The sequence below is a fragment of the Streptomyces sp. NBC_00859 genome (genome assembly GCF_045161865.1).
GTDB lineage: Bacteria > Actinomycetota > Actinomycetes > Streptomycetales > Streptomycetaceae > Streptomyces.
The window spans coordinates 3,000,200-3,026,727 of sequence record NZ_CP108826.1; the positions used below are offsets into that span (position 1 = coordinate 3,000,200).

The 26,528-nt window shown below is 70.8% G+C and carries 17 protein-coding genes and 1 riboswitch; of the genes, 9 read left to right on the forward strand and 8 right to left on the reverse strand.

Annotation, left to right across the window (positions count from 1 at the left end; genetic code table 11):
* Nucleotides 1-13 precede the first annotated feature (13 nt).
* From sucC to OG584_RS12820, 4 genes are all read right to left on the reverse strand, one after another.
* A complete protein-coding gene (gene sucC, locus OG584_RS12805; protein WP_405777978.1) occupies nt 14-1,189 on the reverse strand; it encodes an ADP-forming succinate--CoA ligase subunit beta in 1,176 nt (391 codons plus the stop codon).
* Between the two features lie 1,109 nt (nt 1,190-2,298).
* The gene (locus OG584_RS12810) at nt 2,299-3,459 is read right to left on the reverse strand and encodes a VWA domain-containing protein (protein ID WP_405777979.1); all 1,161 of its coding nucleotides are present in this window, start codon (nt 3,457-3,459) and stop codon (nt 2,299-2,301) included.
* Nucleotides 3,456-6,299: a DUF5682 family protein gene (locus OG584_RS12815; protein WP_405777980.1), complete on the reverse strand. Its 2,844-nt coding sequence runs from the start codon at nt 6,297-6,299 to the stop codon at nt 3,456-3,458. Before OG584_RS12815 ends, OG584_RS12810 begins: the two co-directional genes overlap by 4 nt.
* Complete coding sequence (locus OG584_RS12820; protein WP_405777981.1) at nt 6,296-7,399, reverse strand: AAA family ATPase; 1,104 nt, start codon at nt 7,397-7,399, stop codon at nt 6,296-6,298. The genes OG584_RS12815 and OG584_RS12820 overlap by 4 nt, the downstream gene beginning before the upstream one ends.
* A gap of 118 nt (nt 7,400-7,517) precedes the next feature.
* On the opposite strand from OG584_RS12820, the gene OG584_RS12825 reads away from it, so the two are divergent.
* Nucleotides 7,518-8,927, forward strand: coding sequence for an SWIM zinc finger family protein (locus tag OG584_RS12825; protein ID WP_405777982.1), 1,410 nt, complete (start codon nt 7,518-7,520; stop codon nt 8,925-8,927).
* Nucleotides 8,928-9,068: 141 nt separating this feature from the next.
* The gene (locus OG584_RS12830; protein ID WP_405777983.1) at nt 9,069-10,769 is read left to right on the forward strand and encodes a DUF5691 domain-containing protein; all 1,701 of its coding nucleotides are present in this window, start codon (nt 9,069-9,071) and stop codon (nt 10,767-10,769) included.
* Between the two features lie 942 nt (nt 10,770-11,711).
* Here OG584_RS12830 and OG584_RS12835 read toward each other — a convergent pair.
* A complete protein-coding gene (locus OG584_RS12835) occupies nt 11,712-12,125 on the reverse strand; it encodes a cobalamin B12-binding domain-containing protein (RefSeq protein ID WP_405777984.1) in 414 nt (137 codons plus the stop codon).
* A 352-nt stretch (nt 12,126-12,477) separates the two neighbouring features.
* On the opposite strand from OG584_RS12835, the gene OG584_RS12840 reads away from it, so the two are divergent.
* A complete protein-coding gene (locus OG584_RS12840; protein WP_405784026.1) occupies nt 12,478-13,440 on the forward strand; it encodes an esterase/lipase family protein in 963 nt (320 codons plus the stop codon).
* Between the two features lie 255 nt (nt 13,441-13,695).
* Nucleotides 13,696-15,336, forward strand: coding sequence for a M23 family metallopeptidase (locus OG584_RS12845; RefSeq protein WP_405777985.1), 1,641 nt, complete (start codon nt 13,696-13,698; stop codon nt 15,334-15,336).
* Between the two features lie 84 nt (nt 15,337-15,420).
* Here OG584_RS12845 and pcrA read toward each other — a convergent pair whose 3' ends face one another.
* Entirely contained in the window at nt 15,421-17,943 is a 2,523-nt protein-coding gene (gene pcrA / locus OG584_RS12850; protein WP_405777986.1) for a DNA helicase PcrA, read from the reverse strand.
* 362 nt (nt 17,944-18,305) lie between these two features.
* A riboswitch (cyclic di-AMP (ydaO/yuaA leader) is annotated at nt 18,306-18,477 on the forward strand.
* Nucleotides 18,478-18,484: 7 nt separating this feature from the next.
* Here pcrA and OG584_RS12855 point away from each other — a divergent pair.
* Nucleotides 18,485-19,669 carry an NlpC/P60 family protein gene (locus OG584_RS12855; protein WP_405777987.1) on the forward strand — a complete coding sequence of 395 codons (1,185 nt, stop codon included), beginning with the start codon at nt 18,485-18,487 and terminating at the stop codon, nt 19,667-19,669.
* A 709-nt stretch (nt 19,670-20,378) separates the two neighbouring features.
* Nucleotides 20,379-21,884, forward strand: a complete 1,506-nt coding sequence (locus OG584_RS12860; protein WP_405777988.1) for a UDP-N-acetylmuramoyl-L-alanyl-D-glutamate--2,6-diaminopimelate ligase — start codon at nt 20,379-20,381, stop codon at nt 21,882-21,884.
* 78 nt (nt 21,885-21,962) lie between these two features.
* Here the strand turns inward: OG584_RS12860 and OG584_RS12865 are convergent, their stop codons facing one another.
* Nucleotides 21,963-22,316: a hypothetical protein gene (locus OG584_RS12865; RefSeq protein WP_405777989.1), complete on the reverse strand. Its 354-nt coding sequence runs from the start codon at nt 22,314-22,316 to the stop codon at nt 21,963-21,965.
* A 344-nt stretch (nt 22,317-22,660) separates the two neighbouring features.
* Between OG584_RS12865 and OG584_RS12870 the strand changes: the two genes are divergently transcribed.
* A complete protein-coding gene (locus OG584_RS12870; protein WP_405777990.1) occupies nt 22,661-23,728 on the forward strand; it encodes an NlpC/P60 family protein in 1,068 nt (355 codons plus the stop codon).
* Here the strand turns inward: OG584_RS12870 and OG584_RS12875 are convergent.
* Nucleotides 23,692-24,852 (reverse strand): alpha/beta hydrolase, encoded by a 1,161-nt coding sequence (locus OG584_RS12875; protein ID WP_405784028.1) that lies wholly within the window; start codon nt 24,850-24,852, stop codon nt 23,692-23,694. The genes OG584_RS12870 and OG584_RS12875 overlap by 37 nt on opposite strands.
* 430 nt (nt 24,853-25,282) lie before the next feature.
* On the opposite strand from OG584_RS12875, the gene OG584_RS12880 reads away from it, so the two are divergent.
* The gene (locus OG584_RS12880) at nt 25,283-26,176 is read left to right on the forward strand and encodes an SPFH domain-containing protein (protein ID WP_405784030.1); all 894 of its coding nucleotides are present in this window, start codon (nt 25,283-25,285) and stop codon (nt 26,174-26,176) included.
* 14 nt (nt 26,177-26,190) lie between these two features.
* A complete protein-coding gene (locus tag OG584_RS12885; protein WP_405777991.1) occupies nt 26,191-26,496 on the forward strand; it encodes a hypothetical protein in 306 nt (101 codons plus the stop codon).
* The last annotated feature ends 32 nt before the right edge of the window (nt 26,497-26,528 follow it).

Here is a 26,528-nt window from a genome sequence, read left to right on the forward strand (position 1 = left end):
GTGACCTGTTCCCTTACTTCGCAGCCGCGAGCTCGGCGGCCTTGTCGGCCGCGCCGTCCATGGTGTCCACACGCTGCACGAGCGGGTGGTTGGCGTCCGACAGGATCTTGCGACCCAGCTCCGCGTTGTTGCCGTCGAGACGGACGACCAGCGGCTTGGTAACCGCCTCGCCCTTCGACTTGAGGAGCTCAAGCGCCTGGACGATGCCGTTGGCGACCTCGTCGCAGGCGGTGATACCACCGAAGACGTTGACGAACACGGACTTGACGTCCGGGTCGCCGAGGATGATCTCCAGGCCGTTCGCCATGACCTCTGCGGAGGCGCCGCCACCGATGTCGAGGAAGTTGGCGGGCTTCACATTGCTGTGCTTCTCACCGGCGTACGCGACGACGTCGAGGGTGCTCATGACGAGCCCCGCGCCGTTGCCGATGATGCCGACCTCACCGTCGAGCTTGACGTAGTTGAGGTTCTTGGCCTTGGCAGCAGCCTCGAGCGGGTTGGCTGCGGCCTTGTCCTCAAGAGCCTCGTGGTCGGGCTGGCGGAAGTCGGCGTTCTCGTCGAGCGAGACCTTGCCGTCAAGTGCGATGATCTTGCCGTCGCCGGACTTGATCAGCGGGTTGACCTCAACGAGGAGCGCGTCCTCCTTGATGAAGACGGTCCACAGCTTCTGCAGGACGTCAGCGATCTGGCCGGCGATCTCGGCCGGGAACTTCGCCGCAGCGACGATCTCCGCGGCCTTCTCCGGGGTGCAGCCCTCGTTGGCGTCGACCGGGATCCTGGCCAGCGCGTCGGGGTTCTCCTCGGCGACGACCTCGATCTCCACGCCGCCCTCGACGGAGGCCATGGCGAGGAAGGTGCGGTTGGTGCGGTCGAGGAGGAAGGAGACGTAGTACTCCTCCGCGATGTCCGCGGTCTCGGCCAGCATGACCTTCTGGACCGTGTGGCCCTTGATGTCCATGCCCAGAATGGCGTCGGCCTTCGCCACGGCGTCGGCCGGGTCGGAGGCGAGCTTCACACCGCCGGCCTTGCCACGGCCGCCGACCTTGACCTGCGCCTTGACGACGGCCTTGCCGCCCAGACGCTCGGTCACCTCGCGCGCCGCCTCAGGCGTGTCGATGACTTCACCGGCCAGCACCGGTACACCGTGCTTGGCGAAGAGGTCCCTCGCCTGGTACTCGAACAGGTCCACGCGCGTCCGTCTCCCTTTGCTTTAAATCGTCTTCGCAGTAGTGATCGCGGTTACTTGTCTGCGTGGGCGTGCCGCGAAGGGCAACGTGACTGCGCTGTCACTAGGGAGGCGTAGACGGTGTCCGAGTACGCGGCATGTCCGTCTCGCAGGTTATCCCCGCGGGTGCCGGGACCCTAAATCGCGGATCACACCTGCGCGGTGATTACGGTCACAGGACGCCCGGCCGGGCCCGGCGGCCCCTGTGTACCGGGGAACCGCCCGGTGAGCTGCGACGACGCGCTCAGGGGGTGGTCAGGAGAGCAGCAAAGTGACGCTGGGTGGCGCGGCGCCCCCTGGCCGGGAGTGACTGATGCCACAGCGGCTCCGAGCGTTCCGCGGACGTCACGCGACCCACTGGCTCACCGTCCCCGCCGGGCCCGCCCCCGTGACTGATGCCGCACCGGGACGCGTGCCGGTGCGGCCGGAACGGCAGGCACCAAGGACCCCGGCCGCCCTCCCCGCGTTGCCGTGGAGCACCACCGCCCCGATCCACCGCACGGGTGCCGCCGTCCCCGGCAACCGGCTAAGCGCGGCCCCAACCGCTCCGTACCGACGCCCGGTGCGGCCGGCCGGTGCGGACACCCAGTGGCAACAGGCAGTGCGCACACCCGGTGCCGACAGGCAGTGCGGACAGCCAGTACGGACGGTCAGGCCAGTACGGATGGCCTGTCTGGATGGCCAGTACGGGTGACCTGTCCGGATGGCCAGTACGGGTGACCAGTACGGGTGACCGATGCCGACAGACCACCGGGAGAGCGCGGCCCCTGCATCCGAGCGCTCTCTCTGCCACCGAGCGAGCGGGACGCGGGACCCTACGGCGGGAAGCGGGGGCGGGAAGCGGGGCGCGGGAAGCGGGAAGCGGGAAGCGGGACACGCTGCGGGACGCGGGACATGACGGCCGACCCGGCGGCGGGTCGCGGACGCGGGCATGACGGGGACCCGGCGGCGGGACGCGGGCGTGACCGGGACCCGGCGGCGGGACGCGGGCGTGACCGGGACCCGGCGGCGGGGCGCGGGACACGGCGAACCGGCCCATGTGTGCGTCAGCCAAAGCAGGTTGCGGGCGCCTGCTACTGAGGCGCCGCCACGTCCGGTATCGGCAGAGGCCTTCTCTCTATCGCGGCAGCCATCACGTCAGGGAAGAGATCGGGCGTACAGGCAAACGCGGGTGCCCCGAGCGCGGCCAGGGCCGCCGCGTGTTCGTGGTCGTATGCGGGTGCTCCCTCGTCCGACAGTGCGAGCAGCGTGACGAACTGGACGCCCGACGTCCTCATCGCCGCGACGCGCTTCAGCATCTCGTTCCATATCCCTCCCTCGTAGAGGTCGCTGATCAGGACGACGACCGTGTCGGCGGGTCGGGTGACCTGCGACTGGCAGTACGCCAGTGCCCGGTTGATGTCGGTGCCGCCGCCGAGTTGTGTGCCGAAGAGGACATCGACCGGGTCGTCCAGCTGGTCCGTCAGATCGACAACGGCCGTGTCGAAGACGACGAGCCGGGTGGCAATGGAGCCCATCGAAGCGAGAACGGCCCCGAACACCGACGCGTACACCACCGAGGCAGCCATCGAGCCCGACTGGTCGATACAGAGGATGACGTCCTTCTTCACCGACTGGGCGGCGCGGCCGTAGCCGACGAGCCGCTCCGGAACGACGGTGCCGTACTCCGGCAGGTAGTTCTTCAGGTTGGCGCGGATGGTGCGGTCCCAGTCGATGTCGCGGTAGCGCGGCCTGCTGGTCCTCGCTGAACGGTCAAGTGCCCCGGTGACAGCGGCCCGTGTCCTGGTGGCGAGTCTCGTCTCCAGCTCTTCGACCACTTTGCGGACCACGGTGCGGGCGGTCTCCCTGGTTGTCTCGGGCATCACCTTGTTCAGCGAGAGCAGCGTCCCGACCAGGTGCACGTCCGCCTCGACCGCCTCCAGCATCTCCGGCTCCGCCAACAGCGCAGACAGGCCGATGCGTTCGATGGCGTCACGCTGCATCACCTGCACCACGGAGCTCGGAAAGTACGTACGGATGTCGCCGAGCCAGCGCGCGACCGACGGGGCGGACGCGCCGAGCCCCGCCGACCTGTCGCCGCTGCGTCCGCCTCCCTTACCTCCGTTGCGGTACAGCGCACCGAGCGCACCGTCCATCGCGGCGTCCCGGCCGCCGAGCGAAACCCCGGTGCTCTCTTCCGCATCGCTGCCGAGAACGAGCCGCCAGCGCCGAAGCCGTTCATCCACCGCGTTCATCCGCACACCCCCACCAGATCGTTGTCGCCCGGCCCCTCATCGCCCCGCCCTCCGCTACCGGACCGGGCACCGGCCCGCCGGCCGCTTCCACAGTCGCTCCCGTACCCTTCCGCCGTCGCGCCGCCCCCGGAGCCGGCGTTCCCGAGGAGCAGCCGAAGCACCGGCAGGACCGCGTCGGCGCGCTCCGCGTCGAGCCCGGCCCCGAACCCGGGTGCGGGCTCCTCCACCCGGCCGGCCCTCCCCACGGTCCCGGCCCCAGTCCCACGCCTGACCAGCTCGCCGAGTGTGCGGCGTACGCCCGGCTCGTACACCGAGAACGTACGGCGCAGCAACGGCAGTACGTCGGTGAATCGGTCGGGCTCCACACCCGCCAGCCATACGTCGACCAGGCCGAGCAGCCGTTCGTCGTGGACCAGGAGCATTCCTCCTCCGGAGGCTCCGCCGACGAAGCCCTCGATCCAGGCGGCCGCGTCGGCGGGCGGCGCTCCCCTCGACAGGGCAAGGCCCATGAGGCGGGCGGCCTCGTCCTCGGCGAGCTGCCCGTCGTCGAGCAGGAGGCGGACGGCCCGCCCACGTATCAGCCCGGCGGCGGACTCCCGGCCTGCCAGTCCGCGCAGCGTCCCGGTCCACCGATCGCGCAGACCGGTGGCGCCCGGCAGCAGTCCGATCGCGGTATGGACGCCGTCCAGATGGCCCCGCATCTCACTCGCCCCGTCGGCGTCCAGCCCGGTACAGGCCGGGGGAAGCCCGACGCAGATCCGCTCGGCCAGTCCCACGGCCACCTCGCCGAGTGCGGCCGTGCCGGTGGAACGCACGTCTCCGTAACGCAGTGAACGGGCCAGCGCGGGCAGCGCGCCGGCGAGATGGCCTACGTCGGTGTCCAGCGCGGCGCGGTCGGCGAGAGCCCGCATCACCACCGGGAGCGCGTCGGGCAGTTCAGCCAGCAGGCACTGCTCGGCGAGCGCGGTGACCGACGCGAGCGCCGTCGCGGATACGGTCTGCGACCGGGCCTTGGCTGTGGCGGCGGACAGCACGGTCGTCCCCCACATCCCGGCCTCCGCGACCCGCACGGACAGCTCAGGCTCCCAGGCCAGCCGCCAGCTCTCCCGGAAGGTGCCCGTACCGGCCCGGCCCCGGCCCGGCTCACCCCAGCCGACCCCGAGAAGCCGCAGCCGGTGCAACAGCTGGGATCTCGCGATATCGGTCTCTTTGCGCAGGTCGAGGTCCAGGGCCCGCTCCATGGCTTCCGGCCTGAGCCGCAGTGTGCGCTGCGCCCGGGTCAGGTCGCGCTGGAGGGGCACAGCAGGGGAGGCGTCCGGGACTTCACCGAGCACCTCGCCGACAACGAGCCTGTCCTGGACGAGCATGAGCGGCACATCGGAGCCTTCGCACATCACCGCTCTCATGGCGTCGGTCGTCTCCGTCAGCCCGGGGAGTGGTCGCCCGCGCAGGGCGGCGAGCGTCGTGGCGAGCCGCACCGCCTCGATGACATGAGCCGAGGAGACCGTCCGGTCCTCGTCCCGCAGCAGCCGCGCGGCCTTGGTCATCCAGCGCTCGACGGGCCGGTCGTCCGCACTGAACAGATGCGCGTACCACCCTGGCGACTCGATGCCTGCTCCGTATCCGCTGTGCCGGGCGAGCCTCCGGTGTGTCCAGGGCACCCAGGTCATCTCGGCCTTCACCTTGGGCAGCCCTCTGAGCAGGGCGCGGTCGGCAGCGACGGTGGTGGTCTTCCCGGCCAGCGCGGGAACGTGCCAGGCACCGCAGACGACGGCCACCGGGCCGCTGAACTCCTTTCGCGCCGTGCGGAGCTGGAGCCGCATGTACGCCTCACGGACCCGGTCCGCGGGCAATCCCGCGTCACCGTATGTCTCACGCAGAGCCGCCATGGCTTCGGCGAGCACGGCGAACGGCGCGAGGGGATCCCTCTCCGGTCCGGCCCCGCCCCGCTCACCGTGGCCGACGCCCCGATGCTCGACGACGTCCTCCCACCAACGCTCGGCATCGTCGTAACCGGCTGCTTCGGACAGCACACCGATCGGGTCGATCCGCACGGCCCCGGAGGCGCTCCCGGCCCCGTCGGCACCGGGCACAGCACTGCGGGGGGCCGGGCCGGCGCGCTCGGGCTCCTCCCCCACAGCCCCCCGTGCGGATTGCTCTGCGTCCTCCTCCGCGAGAATCCGGCCCGGATCAGGGGCGTGGTGACCAGGGGCATGGTGATCAGGCGCGTCGGAATCAGGGGCGTCGGAATCAAGCTCGCCGGGGTTGGTCGAGCCTGCGGCAGCCGGGTCCGGGCTGTCCGAATCAGGCGCGGTCGAACCGGGCTCGTGGTCGTTCGCTCCGGGGGCACACGAGTCAGGGACACACGAGCCGGGGCCGTTCTCTGCCGGGGCCTCCTCGGCCATCGCAAGTGAGTGCGCCGCAGGCAGATCGATGAACCGGACCGGCACCCCGCGTCGTTGTGCCCAGCGGATCGCCACCCACTCAGGAGAGAACTCAGCGAGCGGCCAGAACGCAGCCCGCCCCGGGTCGTCCACCACATGGGCGAGCAGCGCGACCGGCGGCCTCATCTCCGCGTCCGCGGCGAGCGGCAGCAGGGCATCCCCCTCGGGCGGCCCCTCCACCAGCACGGCGTCGGGCACCACAGCATCCAGTGCGGCCAGCACCGCCCGCGCAGAGCCGGGACCGTGGTGCCGTACGCCGAGCAGCAGGGGCTCGGCCGGCGCACGGCGTGCCGTGCGCGCCGAGCGGCTGGCCGACTCGGAGGGGACGCCCTGCCCGGGGGGAGCACCCTGCGGCAATGACGCCGCGCGCACAGCGCTCTGCGGGGAGCCGGTCATACCGTCACCTCCCGGCAGGCCCGGTAGAAGTCCTTCCAGCCGTCCCGCTCGCGCACCACCGTCTCCAGATACTCCTGCCAGATCACCCGGTCGGCTGCCGGATCGCGCACCACCGCGCCCAGCAGTCCGGCGGCGACATCGGCGGATCGGAGCACCCCGTCGCCGAAGTGGGCCGCGAGAGCGAGGCCGTTGGTGACGACAGAGATCGCCTCGGCTGTGGAGAGCGTGCCCGAAGGAGACTTGACCTTGGTCCGTCCGTCGGTGGTGATCCCGCCACGCAGTTCGCGGAACACGGTCACCACACGCCGGATCTCGTCCATGCCGTCGGGCACGGCGGGCAGATCGAGCGAGCGCCCCAGCTGATCGACGCGACGGGAGACGATGTCCACCTCCGCGTCAGCAGTGGCAGGCAGCGGCAGTACCACGGTGTTGAAGCGCCGGCGCAGCGCGCTGGACAGCTCGTTGACCCCGCGGTCGCGGTCGTTGGCCGTGGCGATCAGATTGAATCCGCGGACGGCCTGGGTCTCCTGGCCCAGCTCCGGGATGGGCAGCGTCTTCTCGGACAGGATCGTGATCAAGGTGTCCTGAACATCGGCGGGGATGCGGGTCAGTTCCTCGACCCGCACGGTCATGCCGTCCGCCATGGCCCGCATGACGGGGCTGGGCACCAGGGCGTCCCGGCTGGGGCCATGAGCGAGCAGTCGTGCGTAGTTCCAGCCGTATCTGATCGCTTCCTCGGGTGTCCCTGCCGTCCCCTGGACGAGCAGCGTGGAGTCCCCGCTCACGGCCGCCGCGAGGTGCTCCGACACCCAGGTCTTGGCCGTACCCGGAACCCCGAGCAGCAGCAGCGCACGATCGGTGGCGAGAGTGGTGACGGCGACTTCGACGATGCGCCGCGGTCCGACGTATTTGGGCGTGATCACTGTGCCGTCGGGCAGCACGCCGCCCTGGAGGTAGGTGGCCACGGCCCATGGCGAGAGCTTCCAGCGCTCGGGGCGCGGACGGTCGTCCGCACGCGCGATTGCCGTGAGTTCGTGAGCGAAAGCCTCCTCGGCGTGCGGCCTCAGAACCTCTGCACCAGTGTTTTCGGACGCGGTCATGGATCCCCCTCCAGATCGATCGACCGGATGTGGTTCCCACCGTGCACCATGGCACTGACAATCGATCGTTTCCGCAGCTCAGAGCCGATTGTCAGTGGCAGCACGTAGCTTCGGAGCCATGAATCAGCAGGGGGTTCGGCAAGGACTTCAGCAGGGGGCTCGCTGGTCTGCGGAGCAGGTGCTGGCAATGGCTCCTGACGTCGCGTCACGCAGGGCGGGGAGCAAGCTCGGGGGCTCGTCCGGGGCATGGTCGGAAGCGGGGTGCGCGAGCACACCGGGCGCCGTGTGGGGGGTATGCAGAGGGAGCGGCGCCAAGCCGTACCGGACCGTCGTCGACACAGCGGGGGTGGCATACAAGTGCAGCTGCCCCAGCCGGAAGTTTCCGTGCAAACACGCGCTGGGGTTGCTGCTGCTCTGGGCAGCGGCCGACCCGGCGGTGGAAGAGACCCGGACGCCGCCCGACTGGGCCGGCGAGTGGCTCGGCGGCCGCAGAGGGACAGCGGCGGCAGGAACCGGGAGCCGTGTCGCAGGCGGGCCGGAGTCCGGGTCCGGGTCCGGAAAGTCTTCCGACCCGGAGGCTGCCCGGCGGCGGGCGGAGCGCCGAGCCGAACGGGTCACCGCGGGGGCCACCGAGTTGGAACAGCGGCTCGACGACCTGCTGCGGGGCGGTCTGGCCGCGGTTGAGCAGTCGGGGTACGCACAGTGGGAGGAGACCGCAGCACGCATGGTGGACGCGCAGGCCCCCGGGCTGGCCTCCCGGGCAAGGGAGTTGGCCGGTATCCCTTCGTCCGGACCGGGCTGGCCGGCGCGGCTGCTGGAAGAGTGCGCGATGCTCCACCTGCTGGACAGGGCCTGGCTCGGGCGTGAGCTGTTGCCTGAGCCGCTGGCCACGACGGTCCGCACGCACGTCGGCCTCCCCGTATCGGCGGAGGGGCCACCGGTCCGGGACCGGTGGCTGGTGCTCTCCCAGCAGGACTCCACCGACGGGAGACTCACCACCCGCCGCATCTGGTTGCGCGGAGCGCGGTCGGGCCGTACCGCCCAGCTGCTGGACTTCGGTGCCGCGGGCAGATCACCGGGGGTGACCCTGCCGGTGGGCCTCACGCTGGAAGCCGACATGGTTCCTTACCCGGGATCCGGTCAGCTGCGCGCCGCGCTGGGTGAGCGGTTCGGTCCCCCAGCACGGGCGGGCGGGCCGCCCGAGGGGATGTCGACGGGAGCCGCCCTGGGCGCGTACGGACAGGCCTTGCGGGACGACCCCTGGCTCGGCTCCTGGCCGGTCACACTCGCGTCCGTCATACCGATACCCGCCGCCGGTGGCAGCAGCAGCGGCTGGCAACTGGCCGACTCGGAGGGCCAGTCCGCGCTTCCCATCACCCCCGACGGCTCGGTGAGGACCGGACTGTGGAAGCTCACCGCTCTTTCCGGTGGAGGCCCGGTCACCGTGTTCGGGGAGTGCGGCCACCGAGGGTTCACCCCGCTCACGGCCTGGGCACCGGACACAGCCGAAGCCGTGCCGCTGACATGACCGCGGTCGCGGTCGCGGTTGCGGGCGCAGCCATAGCCGTCGCTGCGACTGCGACTGCGGCTGCTGACCCGACCGGGGGGCGAGGGCGGCGCAGTGCATGACAGTCCACATCGCCCACGTTCGTGTTCCAGGAGGGAATCGATGACCAGTACCGACGTCAGCACCACAGCTTGGGACGAGCTCGTCACCGCGGCTCTGCTCGGCACCGATCGCAGACCAGCGCAGGCCGGAGCCTCCGCGCTGCTGGACGCGGCCGCGCTGCACACCGTGCGGCGCAGAGCTGGCCTGCTCCCCGCCTTCACAGCCGTACGCCCCGCACCCGCTCCGGCGGATCCCCGGCCCGAGCCGCCGGAGCAGGCCAGGCGCAGACTGGCCCAACTGCTGGCGGACCGATCGGGGCCCCCGGGCTCCGGTGGACGACGCGGCGCGGCGCCCGATCTCACCGAGCTGCTGCCCCAGTGGCTCGGGGCGGCACTCCGGCACGGCTATCGAGCACCGGATTCGCAACTGGGCGCGCTGCTCGACGCTGCACGGGCCCGCACGGATCTGCGGCCCCAGGCACTGGAGTTCGCCGGAGCACGCGGCTTGTGGCTGGCCCGGCTCAACCCGGAGTGGAAGTTCGCACTGCGCAGCGCGGCGGGCGGCGCGGCGCTGCCTGCCCCCATGGACGCGGAAGCCGTTCAAAGCCTCTGGGAAGAAGGCCTGTTCGTCGAGCGGGTGGCCCTCCTCACCGCGGTACGGGAGGACGCGCCGGGCGCCGGGATCGACCTGCTCACCACCACCTGGGGCACGGAGCGGGCGGAGGACCGTCTGATGTTCCTCGACTCACTGCGCACCGGGCTCACGGACGGGGACGAGCCGTTCCTTGAACGGGCCCTGGCCGACCGGAGCCGCAATGTCCGGGCCACCGCGGCCGAGCTCCTCTCCCGGCTCCCCCGGTCCGCGCTGGCCGGTCGCATGGCGGACCGCGCGCGGACGTGCATCAGCCTGGACCTGTCCGACGGCCCGGCGCGCATCTCGGTCGAAGCACCCCACGAGTGCGACGCGGCGATGCAGCGCGACGGTGTCTCCGCTGTACCGCCGGCGGGGCGGGGCGAACGTTCCTGGTGGCTGGGCCAGCTGGTGGAGGCGGCCCCGCTCGGTATCTGGACCACCAGGCTCCGCGGACATACGCCCACCCGGATCGTCACGCTGCCGGTGGCGGATGGCTGGGGGGAGGAGCTGCACGCCGCCTGGTGCAGGGCCGCGGTGCGGCAGCAGGACACCGAATGGTCTCGCGCACTGCTCGCGGGCCCCGGCACCACCTCGCTCGCCGAACGCTCCAAGCTGCTGACCTCGCTGCCGGAGGACGAACGGGCCTGCTGGGTAGCCGAGTTCATCGCCGGGAATGGGTTGTCGGAGGCGTTCCAGTTGCTGGCCGCCTGCGACGTCCCGTGGGTCGATCCGCTGGGGCGGGCAGTGGTGGACGCACTGGAGATCGCGCGGGATGCGGGGAGCTATCCCTGGAGTTTCAGCGGCGTCATGGGGCTTGCCGAACGGTGCCTGGACCCTGCGCAAGCGCCGCGCCTCGACGTACTAACCGCGATACCGGACGAAACCGAGAGGGCATCGCCGGGAGCCGGCGGCTACTGGTCGGAGGCGTTCCAACGGTTGGTGTCGACGTTGAGGCTGCGGGCCGCCATGGGCGCGGAACTGGAGGGAGCGGCAGAACAGGCAGCGGCACCAGAACCTGAGGAGCTGGAGCAGGAGCAGGAGCAGGAGGAGAGCCAGGAGGGCCCGGACCAGCGACAGAAGCAGGGCGCGGCGCGACAGGAGGCGCGGCAGGAGGCGGAGGCACGATAGGGCGCGCGGCAGGAGGGCAGAGGGTGATAGGAGGCACGGCAGGGGGCGGAGTCACGGCGGGGCGCGCGGCAGAGGGCGACAGGAGGCGCGGCAGCAGGCGGGCGGGGCCAAAGCGGGGGCCGGAGGCAAGGCAGGAGGATGGCGGCGCGCGGTACGAGGACAGGGGCGCGCATAGGTGTCAGCCCGACCTTGAGGTGGGCTGGGCCCGCGATCACCGGGCCCGAAGCACACGCGATCCAAAGGCGCGTCGTGCGCGAAGAGACGTCGCGCACGAAGGCACGTCGCACCCAAAGGCACGTCGTGCGGAAGACACGGCGCACCCCAAGTTACGTCGCACCCAAAGGCGCGTCGTGCGCGAAGGCGCGTCGTGCGCGAAGGCGCGTCGTGCGCGAAGGCGCGTCGTGCGCGAAGGCGCGTCGTGCGCGAAGGCGCGTCGTGCGCGAAGGCGCGTCGTGCGCGAAGGCGCGTCGTGCGCGAAGGCGCGTCGTGCGCGAAGGCGCGTCGTGCGCGAAGGGCAAGCCCACGCAGGGCACGCCGTACGCAGGCCCACGCAGGGCACGCCGGGCGCAGGGCACGCCGTACGCCGGGCACGCCGTACGCCGGGCAGTCGGCCCACAGTCGCATCGCCCCGAAGCCACGCCCCCGGAGGCGAGTCGGGCAGCGGCCGGGCCGACGGTCCAGCTGTCGGCGGCCTGGCGAGCAGGCAACCGGCTGCCGACGGCCCGGTGGCACGCTGCGCCAGCCAGCGGTCAGGCAACGGCCGGGTGAGTACGCGCGGCACCGGACAACCGTCAGGCAACGGTCGAGTGCCTGACAAGCGGCACCGGACAACCGTCAGCCGACGGCCGGGTGGACAGGCGGCGCCAGGCGCGCGGCACCGGACAGCCACCGCCAACCGTCGGACGCCGGCCCGATCGGTCTGCGGGCCGCTCCCGGTATCCGTCAGGCGCCCGCAGGCTGGCGGACGTTCGCGTTGACCCAGTCCACGATCGATACCGTCGTCGCGCCCGGTGTGAAGATCTCAGCGACACCCAGCTGCTTCAGCGGTGCGATGTCCGCCTCCGGGATGATCCCGCCGCCGAAGACCTTGATGTCCTCCGCATCGCGCTCCTTCAGCAGCTCAAGGACCTTCGCGAAGAGCGTGTTGTGAGCGCCGGACAGGATGGAGAGGCCGATCGCGTCGGCGTCCTCCTGAATGGCGGTGCCCACGATCTGCTCGGGCGTCTGGTGGAGGCCGGTGTAGATGACCTCCATACCGGCATCCCGCAGCGCACGCGCGATGACCTTCGCCCCGCGATCGTGCCCATCGAGACCTGGTTTGGCGACCACTACGCGGATCGGACCGACCACACCCATCACTGCCTCCATGCACGATGCGAACGAACGTGAACGAACGTTATCGACAGCATCCCGCAACCAGCCGTTTCGCGGTGGGCAGGGAGGGGGAAATCACACGTGGGACACATTCACCACGCGCTGCACCCAGGCAGGCCGGGCCGGTAATCCGGACACCCGCCGCGCCAGGCGTGCCAGGTGCCGCGCGACGGGAGCCGCAGGCGAGAGCTCCGGATCACCCGTACCATCGAGTGCACGGTGGGTGACACGGAAGCTGACATGACGGTTATGTCAGCCAGGGACTCTATCCGTGGCGCCCATGAGTGCGCATGGGGACAAGGCCGTCCCCGTACGCCGTACGGGAGGTCACCCCATGAAGGTCCTGCCGGTTTTCCTCTCCCCCCAATGGCTGCTGCACCACGTTCAGCTCTCCTCAGTGCCGCTACGGGCCACCGCACTCGATCTCGCGATCCTGGCCGGGCACATGCTCCTCTACCCCTCCGGCATCACCGATGAGCGCCAGGCCGACCTGCCACTGGGCGCACCCGGCGGTGGACCGACGGGCGGACCGATTGCCGACAGTCTGGCCACTCCGCCCGCCGGTACAGCCCTGAGCAGCGCGGCCCGTCTCAGCAAGCCACGCGGCGCGCCGCCCGGAGAGTCGCCTGCCGCACATCCCCCTCGCGTCGGCCAGGAGCACCGGCCCGTCGTGATGCTCCACGGTTTCGTGGACAACCGTTCCGTGTTCGTCCTGCTGCGCCGGTCCCTCCTGCGGCACGGGTGGCAGCACGCGGTGTCGCTCAACTACTCCCTGCTGACCTACGACATCCGGGCAGCTGCCGAGCTGCTGGGGCGCCACATCGAGGAAATCTGCAACCGGACGGGGCACCAGGACGTAGACATCGTCGGTCACAGTCTCGGCGGCCTGATTGCCAGGTATTACGTACAGCGACTGGGTGGTGACAGTCGGGTGCGCACCCTCGTCACTCTCGGCACGCCGCACGGGGGGACCCAGATCGCCCAGTTGATGAGCGCCCATCCGCTCGCCCGGCAGATGCTCCCCCGCTCCGATGTGATCGAGGAACTGCGCGGCCCCGCACCCGGCTGCCGCACACGGTTCGTCAGCTTCTGGAGCGACCTCGACCATCTGATGATTCCGATCGAGGCCGGCTGCATCGACCACCCCGACCTGATCACGACGAATGTCAGGGTCAGCGGCATCGGGCATCTCGCCCTGCCGGTACACCCGGCGGTGGCTGCCGCCATCCGACAGGCTCTCGACTCGCCGGACGAGGTGTCAGCCGGGGCTCAGGAATGCGTCATCTCGGTCGCCTGACCGGCGGCCGGAAAGTGAAAGCAGAGAAACGAGGAGCGAACGGCCAAAAGGGGCTCGATTTCTCGAACGCTTCCCGAACGCCGGGCCAAGGCTGTGCACATAGCCCGCCGAAAGACGGCCGAATGCCCGTTTCTCACGCTTCCGATACCGGCCGAAGATTGTCGCCGTCACGTACTGCCGGGTACAGTCGCGCCACTGCTTCCCCCGGGGACACCCCCGACGCAGGGCCCTGCTGCCGAGGCGAGAGAGACGTTGGTGAACGACCAGCAACCCCACGCCGGGTATGACGGATACGACGCTTACCCACCCGGCAGCCCTACCGGCAGCTTTGCCGTTGATCCGCTCTTCGGTGACATGCGGGGCGGATACGACCACGGAGCGGGGTCCGTCGAGGAGCACGGCACCACTCAGTGGGACACGGGCGCTCACCCGTTTCCCGGATACGGCACGGCGTACCCGTCGACCGGCCAGTGGCCTGCCCAGCCACCGCAGCAACAACAGCAGCCACACGCCCAGGCACAGGTCTACGGCTACCCGGATCCGGCTGCCGGGCAGGACCCCTCCGGATACAGCACAACGGGTCAGTGGGACTCCAACGCCTGGAACGCGACAGGCCAGTTCGAGAACCCCGGCGCCACCCAGCAGTGGCCCGCGCAGCCCAGCGACACCGGTCCGCACGACATCGGTACCCACGACATCGGTACGTACGACACCGGCGCTCACGACACCGGTACTTACGACACCGGTACTTACGACACCGGCAGTAACTCCGACAGTGGCGCGTACCGGACAGATCCGTACGGCACGGGGGCGTACGACACCGGTGCACATGATGCGACCGCGTGGAACCCCTCCGAAGGTGCAGCAGTTCCTCACGAGGCACACACACCACACGCGCCGCACTCGACACAGCAATTCGCGGCCGTCGATCCGGCGGAAGCCAACGAAGCCGCCGCCCCCGAGCCCGGCGCCGGTAGCGCCGGTGCCGCGAACGGACCACAAGACACCGCCGAGTTCGCCCAGTACGCCGGACCCGTGGAGCCCGCTGAACCCGCGGAGTTCGCCGAGCGGGCGGAGTTCGCCGGTGCCGCCGAGCTCAGTGGTCCGGGGCCTGCCCCCTCCCGCTCCGCCGCGCGCCGCGCCCCGGGCGGACGGGGCGGCCGCCGCCGTACGCCTGCCAAGCGTTCGGCCCTGCTGACCGTCGCCGTGCCGTCCGTCTGCGTGATGGGCGTGGCCGGAGTTGCCGTCGCGAGCGTCGGCGGAGTCGGCGGGAGCGGCAAGGACAGCGCGACGACATCGCAGGCGGCCGCCGACCCGTCGTCCGTCAAACCGGTTGCCGCCAACAGCAAGCTGGACAGCCAGCTCGCCGATCTCAGCCATGAGGCCGACGACTTCGCCGACCGCGCGAGCCGTACGCAGGAGCGCATCGACCTGAAGGAACGGCAGGCCACGGCGAAGAAGAAGGCCGAGGAGGAAGCCGCGCGCAAGGAAGCGGCCCGGCCCAAGTTCGTCCTGCCGGTGACGCAGAAGGGGCTCAGCGCCTACTTCGGCCAGGCCGGCGTCAACTGGATGTCCGTGCACACCGGTATCGACTTCCCCGTCTCCTACGGAACGCCCGTCATGGCCGCCACCGACGGCACCGTCCGCACGCAGTGGAACAGCGCCTACGGCAACATGGCGATGGTGACGTCTCCCGACGGTACCGAGACCTGGTACTGCCATCTCAGCAGCACGAAGATCCGCTCCGGCTCCGTCAAGGCGGGCGATGTCATCGCCTACTCCGGGAACTCCGGGAACTCGACAGGGCCGCACATGCACTTCGAGGTGCGGCCCCACAGCGGCGCGGCGATCGACCCGCTGCCGTGGCTCCGCAGCCACGGCCTCGACCCGACCTGAGGGCTGCCCCGCGTACGGACCCGTGCGGCTGCGGCCCGCGGGTGTGGGCCGGGCGGTTCCGGCCCACACCTCCCGCCTCGCCGCCTACAGCTTCTGGACCGGCGCGTAGCGCAGCAGCAGCTTCTTCGGGCGCTCGTCGCCGAAGTCCACCGTGACCTGCGCCTCCGCGCCCGAGCCGGTCACCTGCATCACGGTTCCCAGACCGAACTGGTCGTGGGTGACCCGGTCCCCCACATTCAGCGTGATCACGGGCTTGTCGCCGGCCCGCCGCGTCGCGAAACCGGCAGCTCCACCCGATCCCGCGCGCGACCGCGACGAGGACAGCGAGGACGACAGCGAAGACGTGATGCCCGATGTCGGCCCCGCCGGGGCGGCCATCGCGCCCGTGCGCTTCCACTCCAGGTGCTGGACGGGGATCTCCTCGAGGAAGCGGGACGCCGGGTTGTACGAGGGCTGCCCCCAGGCGCTGCGCAGCGTCGAGCGGGTCAGATACAGCCGCTCGCGGGCGCGTGTGATTCCGACATACGCCAGCCGCCGCTCCTCCTCCAGCTCCTTGACCTGCCCCAGGGCCCGCATGTGCGGAAAGACGCCGTCCTCCATGCCGGTCAGGAACACGACCGGGAATTCGAGTCCCTTGGCGGTGTGGAGCGTCATCAGCGTGATGACGCCGGAGCCGTCCTCCTCCTCGTCCGGGATCTGGTCGGAGTCGGCGACCAGGGCGACCTTCTCCAGGAATTCGGCGAGCGTGCCCGCGCCCTCCTCGTCGCTGCGCTCCTGCTCGAACTCCAGGGCCACAGCGGCGAGTTCCTGAAGGTTCTCGATCCGGGTCTCGTCCTGGGGGTCGGTGGATGCCTGCAACTCGGCCAGATAGCCGGTCCGTTCGAAAACGGCCTCCAGGACCACCGCGGGCCCCGCGCCCGATTCGACGATGGTGCGCAGTTCCTCCATGAGGACGTTGAACCGCTTCACCGCGTTCGCCGAGCGTGCCGCCATGCCGTACGCCTCGTCGACCCGGCGCAGTGCCTGCGGGAAGCTGATCTTCTCCCGCTGCGAGAGTGCGTCGATCATTGCCTCCGCGCGGTCACCGATGCCGCGTTTGGGTACATTCAGGATCCGGCGGAGCGGGACGGTGTCCTCGGGGTTGGCCAGGACGCGCAGATAGGCCAGCACATCGCGGACCTCCTTGCGCTCGTAGAACCGCACCCCGCCGACGACCTTGTAGGGGAGGCCGACCCGGATGAAGATCTCTTCGAAGACACGGGACTGCGCGTTCGTACGGTAGAAGACGGCGACGTCGCCCGCCTTCGCGTCGCCCGCGTCGGTCAGCCGGTCGATCTCGTCGGCGACGAACTGCGCCTCGTCGTGCTCGGTGTCCGCGACATAACCGATGATCTTCGCGCCCTCGCCGGCCTCGGTCCAGAGGTTCTTGGCGCGGCGGTTCTCGTTCCGCTCGATCACCGCGTTGGCGGCGGAGAGGATCGTCTGGGTGGAGCGGTAGTTCTGCTCCAGCAGGATCGTGGTCGCGTCCGGGTAGTCCTCCTCGAACTGGAGGATGTTACGGATCGTGGCCCCGCGGAACGCGTAGATGGACTGGTCCGCGTCACCGACGACGCACAGCTCACCGGGTGCCTTGCCCTCACCGGACGGCCCGACCAGCTCGCGCACCAGCGTGTACTGGGCGTGGTTGGTGTCCTGGTACTCGTCGACCAGGACGTGCCGGAAGCGCATCCGGTAGTGCTCGGCGACGTCCGGGAAGGCCTGGAGCAGATGGACCGTCGTCATGATGATGTCGTCGAAGTCCAGCGCGTTGGCCTCGCGCAGCCGCGCCTGGTAGAGCGTGTAGGCCTCGGCGAGGGTCTTCTCGAACCCTCCCCCAGACTCCGTCTCGGAGGTGCCCCCAGCCGCCTGCCCCGCGAAGGTCTCCTCGTCGATCAGCTCGTTCTTCAGATTCGAGATCTTGGCGTTGAAGGACTTCGGCGGGAACTTCTTCGGGTCGAGGTCCAGGTCGCGGCAGACCAGCGCCATCAGCCGCTTGGAATCGGCGGCGTCGTAGATCGAGAACGATGAGGTGAACCCGAGCTTCTTCGACTCGCGGCGCAGGATCCGCACGCACGCGCTGTGGAAGGTCATGACCCACATCGCCTGGGCGCGCGGGCCGACCAGCTCCTCCACGCGCTCCTTCATCTCGCCCGCGGCCTTGTTGGTGAAGGTGATCGCGAGGATCTGGCCGGGGTGCACCCCGCGCGACCCGAGCAGGTGCCCGATGCGGTGGGTCAGCACCCGGGTCTTGCCCGACCCGGCACCGGCCACGATGAGCAGCGGGGACCCGGCGTGCACGACGGCGGCGCGCTGCTCGGTGTTCAGCCCTTCGAGCAGCGCGGCAGGGTCTACGACGGGCCGCGGGGCGCCGTCGCGGTAGTACGCGTCACGCCGGGACTGCGTCCCGTCGGACGGGGGCCACGCACCGGCGAAGAGATCGTGCGGACCCTCCTCCGGGAGGTGGCTCCCACCGGTGTGACCGCCGGCGGAGTCCTCGGCGGGCGGCGGGGGCTCTTCCTCCGGGGGCTGGAGGTTCGCCAGGAAGTTGTCGTCAAAGAGGCTGCTCATCGTCCACCGAGTCTAGGCCGACCCAGTGACAGTCCGGGGCGGTACGTCCGGCGGCCCCCGCCCCGGCCCCCGCCGGACCGCCGGACCCCCGCCTCCCGCCTCCCGCCGGATCACCGGCCCCGCTCACGGGCTCACCGGCACACCCGGCTACCGCGCTGCCTGCCCACCGACCCGCCGACCCGCCGACCCGCCGGACCACCGCCCCCGGACCGCGCTCCGGACCCGAGGTCACGGAAATGTATCGGGCATATCGAACATCAGCCTTCCCACCTGTCACAGGAGTTGGCTATCTTGCCCTCTCAGGACCGCACGTACCCCCCTCGGCGAACCACGCCGGAGCGAGCGGTCCGCGCCGAGTCCGTTCCTGCCGTACGCCGTACACCCTGCGACGCACAGCAGGTGGAGCCGGGGACCCACCAAGCACCACCGGGGTGAATCGGTCCGTTCCACCAGCACTCCCACGGACCGTAGGGCGACCTTCCGGACGAGCCCGAACCCGACAGCTAACCCGGTAGGCGGTCCACGGAAGGAATTGCCTGTCTTGGCAACGCATCGCAAGCCGCGATCCCGCGTACGCAGTACCGCACCTGCCATAGGCATCACCACCGCAGCCCTCGCGTCGGTCTCGCTGTTCGCCCAGAGCGCCGGTGCCGCGCCGGCACCCGCCGCGAAGCCGAAACCCAGCATCGAAGAGGTGCAGAAGAAGGTCGACGGGCTCTACCGCCAGGCCGGAACGGCCACTCAGCAGTACAACCAGGCCCAGGTGGCCACGACCACGCAGCGCAGGACGGTCGACACCCTGCTCGACCAGGTCGCCGACCGCACCGCGAAGCTGAACGACTCCCGCCGCGAACTCGGCACCTACGCCGCAGCCCAGTACCGCGAGGGCACCCTCTCCACCACCGCCACCCTGCTCCTCGCCGACAACCCGCAGTCGTACTTCGACCAGGACCAGCTGATGAAGCGGCTCGGGGACCGCCAGCAGAAGGCTGTCGCCGACTACCGGGCCCAGCAGCGCTCGGCGGCCAGGAAGCGCGGCGAGGCGGCGCGCAGCCTGGAGAAGCTGACCGGGGCGCAGGCGGCGCTGAAGACGAGCAAGCAGTCCGTCCAGTCGAAGCTCAGCGAGGCACGCGAGCTGCTCTCGAAGCTGACCGCCGACGAGAAGGCGCGGCTGGCGACGCTGGAGAAGAAGAAGGAAGCCGAGGCCGAGCGCAAGGCGCAGAAGCTGGCGAAGGAGCAGGCCGCAGCGGAGAAGAAGCGTGAGGCGGCGGCCGGTGGCAGCACCGGCAAGGGAAGCGGCAGCGGTACGGGCGCCGGGACCGGTACGGGTACGGGTACGGGTACTTCCGGCACCGGCTCGGGCAGCAGTACGCCGTCGGGCAAGGCCGCAGCGGCGCTCGCGTTCGCCCGCGCCCAGATCGGCAAGCCGTACGTGTGGGGCGCCACCGGGCCCAGCTCCTACGACTGCTCGGGTCTCACCCAGGCCGCCTGGAGGGCCGCCGGCGTCAGCCTCCCGCGGACCACCTGGGACCAGGTCAAGGTCGGCACCCGGATCGCGACGAAGGATCTGCGCCCCGGTGACCTGGTGTTCTTCTACGACGACATCAGCCATGTCGGGATGTACATCGGCAACGGGATGATGATCCACGCCCCGAAGCCGGGCGCGTACGTGCGCGAGGAGTCGATCTACTACATGCCGATCTACGGCAGCGTGCGCCCCGGATAGCCCGTCCGGCCCGTCGGACCGTCCGGCTCTCCCGGACGGTCCGGACGGTCCGGACCGTCCGGGAGAGCCGGACCGCCGCCACTGGCCCGGAGGGGCCTCGGCTGCCCGTGGACGGAGCTGATCAGGGCTGCTCGCTCCGTCCACGCGGGCCCGCCACCACGGGCGCGTACACTCCCTGTATGGGATACACACATGCGGTGACGGAGCGCCTGATCCAGGCCCCGCGCTCGCTGGGTCCCGTAGCGCCCAGGGCGCGATGCCGTGCGCTGCACGGCCACGGCTAGCAACTTTTCCGACGGACACCCACGTACGGACCGGCGGACACACGCGTCCGGACTGAAGCACTCCCGCGTACGTACCGACGGGACCCGCGTCCTCCCGTTCTGCCGCCCGGCCTGCGCCCACAGGCCCCCGCCGGCCCGAGGAAGCACCCGCCGGCTGCTTGGCCGCCGACCCTTTCAAAGCTCCACGGCGGGCCACCGCGACGCAGTTCCACCGCACAGCCCGCCCGCTGCACCTGCCCGCCCGCTGCGCCCGGCGCAGCGATCGCGTCCCGCATCACCCACCGCGCACACCCCGTCGCAATCCGCATCACCCCGCACGCCCCCCATCCCCCCGCACTATCCCCGCGGCCCCACGCCCCCTCGGCGTACCGCCGGTGTCGCTTCCGGCGACGCCCGCGTACCGGGCCGCACCTGAGAGGACCCCTGTGAAGTTGAGCGAGCTGCTGGCCGGGCACCACCACGAGGTACTTCTGGGCGACCCGGAGACGAGGGTCACCGCGGGAGCGTGCTTCGACGCCCACCGCGTCTCGCCGGGCTCGCTCTTCATCGCGGTACCCGGCCATCGCGAAGGCGGGCCGGAGGCCGTCGCCTCCGCGCTGGCACGCGGCGCCGTCGCGGTGCTCGTCGAGGAGCCCGCTCCCGGTCTGCCCGCCACGGTCTGGCCGTCGGCGGCCGACGCCTGCGTCGTACGGGTCGCCGACACCCGTCGGGCCGCCGCCCTGATCACCTCGCGCTACCACGGGTCGCCCGGCCGGGCGATGGACATGGTGGCCGTCACCGGCACCAACGGCAAGACGTCCGTCTCGTACATGGTCGAGTCCGTCCTGCGGATCGCCGAGGACGCGAAGGTCGGTGTGATCGGGACAGCCGGGAACCGGATCGGTGACGAGCTGATCCCGATGCCGCGTTCGGTGCTGACGACGCCGGAGTCGCCCGACTTCCAGTATCTGCTGGGGCACATGCGCGACCACGAGGTGGGCACCGTGGTCCTGGAGGCCACCTCGATGGGTCTGCTCAACCACCGGATCGACCATGCCTTCATCGACGTCGGCATCTTCACCAACCTCACCCAGGACCACCTGGACGACCACGGCACGATGGAGAACTACCGGGACGCCAAGCTCCGGCTGTTCGGCGGGCTCTGCCGGCACGCGGTGGTCAACGCGGACGACCCGGTGGGCGCGATGATCCCGCCGATGATGCCGGGCCTGGTCCGTACGTACGCCCTGGACGCCGAGGCCGACTACCGGGCGACCGACCTCGTCATGGACGCGTTCGGGACGCGGTTCACGCTCCACCACGACGGGCGCAAGTATCCGGCCGCGATTCCCGTGCCCGGCCGGTTCTCGGTCTCCAACGCACTGGCGACCCTGGCCGCCTGTCATCTCCTGGGCCACGACCTGGCCGGTCTGGTGACGGCGCTCGACCGGATGCCGCCGGTTCCCGGTCGGCTCGAACGGTTCGAGGCGCCGCAGGGCGCGTCCGTGATCGTGGACTACGCGCACTCGCCCGACTCGCTGGACAAGGTGCTCGCCGCCGTCAGGGACTTCGCCACCGGCCGGGTCATCACCGTCTTCGGCTGCGGCGGCGACCGGGACGTCACGAAGCGCGCCCGGATGGGCGAGATCGCGGGGACCCACTCCGATCTGTGCGTACTCACATCGGACAACCCCCGCGACGAGGACCCCGAAGCGATCATGGACCAGATCACGCCCGGCCTCACGGTCACCGGCACCCCGTACGAGCGCATCGCCGACCGCCGCGACGCCATCGCCTTCGCCCTGTCCGCCGCGGGCCCGTCCGACATCGTGCTGGTCGCGGGGAAGGGCAGCGAGCCGTACCAGATCGTCGGCGACCGGCTGATCCCGTTCAGCGACATGGCGACGGTGCGCGAGCTGGCAGCAGCGCAGGAGCCCGCTGTACGGGGGTAGGGCGGGCAGCCAGGGGCGGGGCGGGGCGCGCCACGCGGGTTGTGCAGGGCGGGCCGGGGGCCCGGTCCGCCCGGGGGCTCAGGTCCAGAGCACCGCGATGAAGATGTTGACGACCGTGAGCCCGCCGACCGCCCCGAACAGGCTCTTGTCGATCCTGTCCTCGTCACGCTTCACATAGACGAGTCCGAGGATCACCACCAGGATCGCGAGCTTGATCCCGATCTTGACGGTGTTGATGGTGTTCCCGTCGGCCTGGTTCAGGCCGACGAGGGCGACACCGGTCACCAGCATCGTCAGAGCACCGTGCAGCATCGCGGGACCGAACCGGGCCCCGCCCGTGCGCATCGCCTTCATCTGGGTCAGGAAGCCGCCGAGCAGCGCGGCGATACCGATGATGTGCAGGCCGACGAAGGCGTTGATGAGTACGTCCATGGGATTCGACCTTAGCCACCGCTCCCGGCCCCTCTTCCACCGGCAGGCCTGTGACAGTGGCAAGCCCTCGACACGAAACAGTCCCGTACGGTCATCAGCGGCCGGATACAGGCAGATTCGGCCACTTTGCCCCATGAGGTCTCGTTCCCATAACCCCACGTTTAGCGTTCTTGGTCAGGTGACCGGCTCCCACCGCTGTCCCGTAACCGGGCAGTGGCCGGTCATCACCGCCGAGAGATCCGGCGGCGGTCCGCTCCCCCCTGTGCGGGCCGCCGCCGGACACGTGTCCGCTTCCCGCTCACCGCGGATACGGCAAGGACGTACGGAAGGACGTGGACGCCCCCGTGGCCGCTCACCGAAAACCCAGGCAGCGCCCGCTCACCGGCCACGCGGCCCGGACCGCCGCGACACTGACCCTCGCCGGAGCCGCGTCGGCCACCGCCTTCCAGGGCGTCGGCCACGCGGAACCGCGCCTCACACCGGCGCAGGTCAAAGCCCAGGTCGACACGTTGTACCGGGAGGCGGAGGCAGCCACCGACAAGTACAACGGGGCGAAGGAGAGGACCGCGGCGTCGGAGAAGTCGCTGCGCTCCCTGCACGATCAGGCCGCCCGCCGGACGGCGCAGCTCAACACCGCGCGCTCCGCGCTCGGTTCCACGGCGTCGGCCCAGTACCGCGACGGCGCCATCGACCCCTCATTGCAGGTGTTCCTGTCGTCCGGCCCGGCGCAGTACCTGGACCGGGCCGCCTATGTGGAGCGCGCGGGCGACCGGCAGGCCGCAGAGGTCACCGGGGTGCGCCGGCAGATCCAGCAGCTTGCCCAGCTGCGTTCCCGGGCGGACGGCACACTCGGCCGGCTCCGCTCCCAGCAGGCCGACCTGAAGAAGCAGAAGACCACCGTGCAGGGCAAGATCCGCACGGCCGAGGCACTGCTCTCCCGGCTGTCGGCCCCTGAGCGCTCGCAGTACGAGGCCCGGGGCGCGGACCCGGGCGGCAGCAGGGCCGCCGCCGCCCCGCAGGCCGCCGCCCGGTCGGCCGTACGCGGCCCGATCGCCGCCCCCGGCTCCCGCGCCGCCCAGGCAGTCGCCTTTGCCTACAGCGCGCTGGGCAAGCCGTACGCCTGGGGGGCCACGGGGCCCGCTTCCTTCGACTGCTCGGGCCTGACCCAGGCCGCGTACCGCTCGGCGGGGGTCTCACTCCCCCGCACCACCTACACCCAGATCAACTCCGGCCACCGGGTGAGCCGTTCCGAACTGGCCCCCGGCGACCTGGTCTTCTTCTTCTCCGGGATCAGCCACGTCGGCATCTATGTGGGCCACGGCCAGATGATCCACGCCCCGCACCCGGGCGCCCCGGTCCGGCTCGCGCCCATCGATCAGATGCCCTTCGCCGGCGCCACGCGGCCGGTGTAGGGCACGCCCGTCCTGATCCTGGGTCTGAACTGGCCGCTCAGCCAGGTGAAGACGTCGGGCACCTGCTTGCGCCAGACCGCCAGACTGTGCCCGCCCGTCACCGGGATGACCTGCACCGAGGTCGGCGGCCTGGCCGCGGCGCGCAGGGCCAGGCCGTCCCGGTAGCCGTCGCGCGGCGCACCGGAAAGGAAGAGCGAGACGCGCGGGGGCGTCTTGGCGTGGCGCAGGATCCACAGCGGATTGTTCGTACGCCGCAGCCCGGGGTCCCTGGCGGTGATGGAAGCACGCTCGGCGGCAGGGTCGTTGTACCCGGAGAGCCCGGCTGCCGCGCGGTACCGGTCGGGGTGCGCGAGAGCCAGCTTCACCGCGCAGTGCGCCCCCGCCGAGTATCCGGCCAGGGCCCAGCCGGCCGCACCGCGCTTCGCCCGGAACGTGTCGGTCACCATCGTCGGGACGTCGACGCTCAGCCAGGTGTCCGCGTTGATCACCCCGCTGACGTTGGCGCAGCCGGTGTCCTGGCTGCCCAGGAGTGAGGTGCGCGGCGACACCAGGATGAACGGCGCGACCTCGCCCTGCTCCATCAGCGGTGCCAGCTGCCGCTGCACCCCGAGGCTCGAGAACCACGCCTTGGCCGTCCCCGGGAACCCGGAGAGCAGCTCGACGACGGGGAAGGCGTGGTGCCGGTAGGCGGGTTCGCTGTACTCGGGCGGCAGCCATACGTAGACCTCGCCCCGCACCCCGGACACGCGTCCGGTCAGCGTCGTACTGCGCACCCCGTGGCCCATGCGCGGGTCGCTCACCGGCTTGAACACGGCGCGCTGGTGCGGTTCGGAGGCCAGCTGCTGACCGCCGAGGCCGTCGGGGCCCAGATCGGGCGCGGCCACCACATGGTTGCCGGTGCCGAGCAGGTCGGCCCAACTGTCGTAGAGACCGCTGCTGTTGTTCACGGCGACGAACACGACCAGTACCGCGGTCGCCTGCGCGAACAGCACCATCGCCAGCCGTGCGGCACCGCGGACGGCTGCGGGTCCGGCGACGCGCCCCCACAGCAGAAGGGGCAGCAGCACCGCGACGCCCATCACGGCGATCGCGGCAAGGAAGAACGGGGTCCCCGTCAGGCTCATCACGTGGGGAAAGATGCCCTATTGGGGCCACGGGTTACCTGTTTTGCACCCTTTTTACATCGCCACGTACGGCAATGACCCAACACGTACGGTATACGCCCGTTCCTGTGCGTCACTGGCCATCTCCGCCCACACCTGCCCCTGCCGACCGCACATCCACCCCCTCCATCCGCAGCAGCCCCGCCCTCGGGCCGGCCCCCTCACGACCGGAGCGACACCGTTGCCCGCCTCGGGGTGCCGTGCTTAAATGAGATACCACTTTGATTATTCGCAGTCATCACTGGACAGCGCCAGTCATCAAGGATGAGCAAGGGGCCATGCCCCGGAGAAGGAGCACACCATGACCGGAACACCCGGGCAGGACCCGGCGCCCACCGGCGGGCACAACGGGACGACCACATCGGCCGGCCTCGATGCGGACACCCCGGAGATGCCGGCCCCGCATGTGCATGAGAGCCAGGCCCACGGCATCGCGGGCGGTATCGCGCTGCTGCTGACCCTGATCGGCGCGGCCGCGGGGCTCGGGCTGCTCATCGGCGGCGGGGTCTCGGGCAGCGGCGGGCTCAGTGCCGCCCTGGTCGTCGTGGGCATCGTCGTCCTGCTCGTGTCCCTGTTCTGCATGACCGGGGTGAAGATGGTCGCTCCGGGCGAGGCCCGCGTGATCCAGCTGTTCGGGCGTTACGTGGGCACGATCCGCCAGGACGGGCTGCGCTGGGTGAACCCGCTGACCAGTTCACGGAAGATCTCCACCCGGGTGCGGAACATCGAGACGTCGGTCCTGAAGGTCAACGACGCATACGGCAACCCGATCGAGCTCGCCGCGGTCGTCGTGTGGAAGGTCGAGGACACGGCGCAGGCGCTGTTCGAGGTGGACGACTACCGCAAGTTCATCGCGACCCAGACCGAGTCGGCGGTACGGCACATCGCCATCGAGTACCCGTACGACGCTCACGACGAGGACGCGCTCTCGCTGCGCGGCAACGCGGACGAGATCACCGAGAAGCTCTCGCTGGAGCTGACCGCGCGCGTCCGGGCCGCGGGGGTCCGGATCATCGAGTCCCGGTTCAGCCACCTCGCGTACGCGCCGGAGATCGCCTCCGCGATGCTCCAGCGCCAGCAGGCGGGTGCCGTCGTCGCCGCCCGGAAGCAGATCGTCGAAGGGGCGGTCGGTATGGTCGAGCAGGCCCTGGCCAGGATCAGCGAACATGGCATCGTGGAACTCGACGAGGAGCGGAAGGCCGCCATGGTCAGCAATCTGATGGTGGTGCTGTGCGGTGACCGAGCCGTCCAGCCGGTCCTGAACACCGGCTCCCTCTACCAGTGAGCGGGGAGGGATCCGTGGAGGAGGGTCCGGCGGACGAGGACGGGCCGGAGAGCCGGGAAGCCACCGACGCTTCCGCCCCCTCCGGCTCCGCGCCACGGCGAGCGGGCAGGTCCCGCAAGCAGGTACTGCTGCGGCTGGACCCGTCCGTGCACGACGCCCTGGCCCGCTGGGCCGCGGACGAACTGCGCAGCGCCAACGCCCAGATCGAGTTCCTGCTCCGCAGGGCCCTCTCCGACGCCGGGCGGCTGCCACGCGACGCGGGCGCCATCCCCCGCCGCGGCAGGCCCCCGAATCCGGAGCGGGGCGACGGGGCGGACTGACGAGACCGGCCGCCGGGACGGGCCGACGGCCC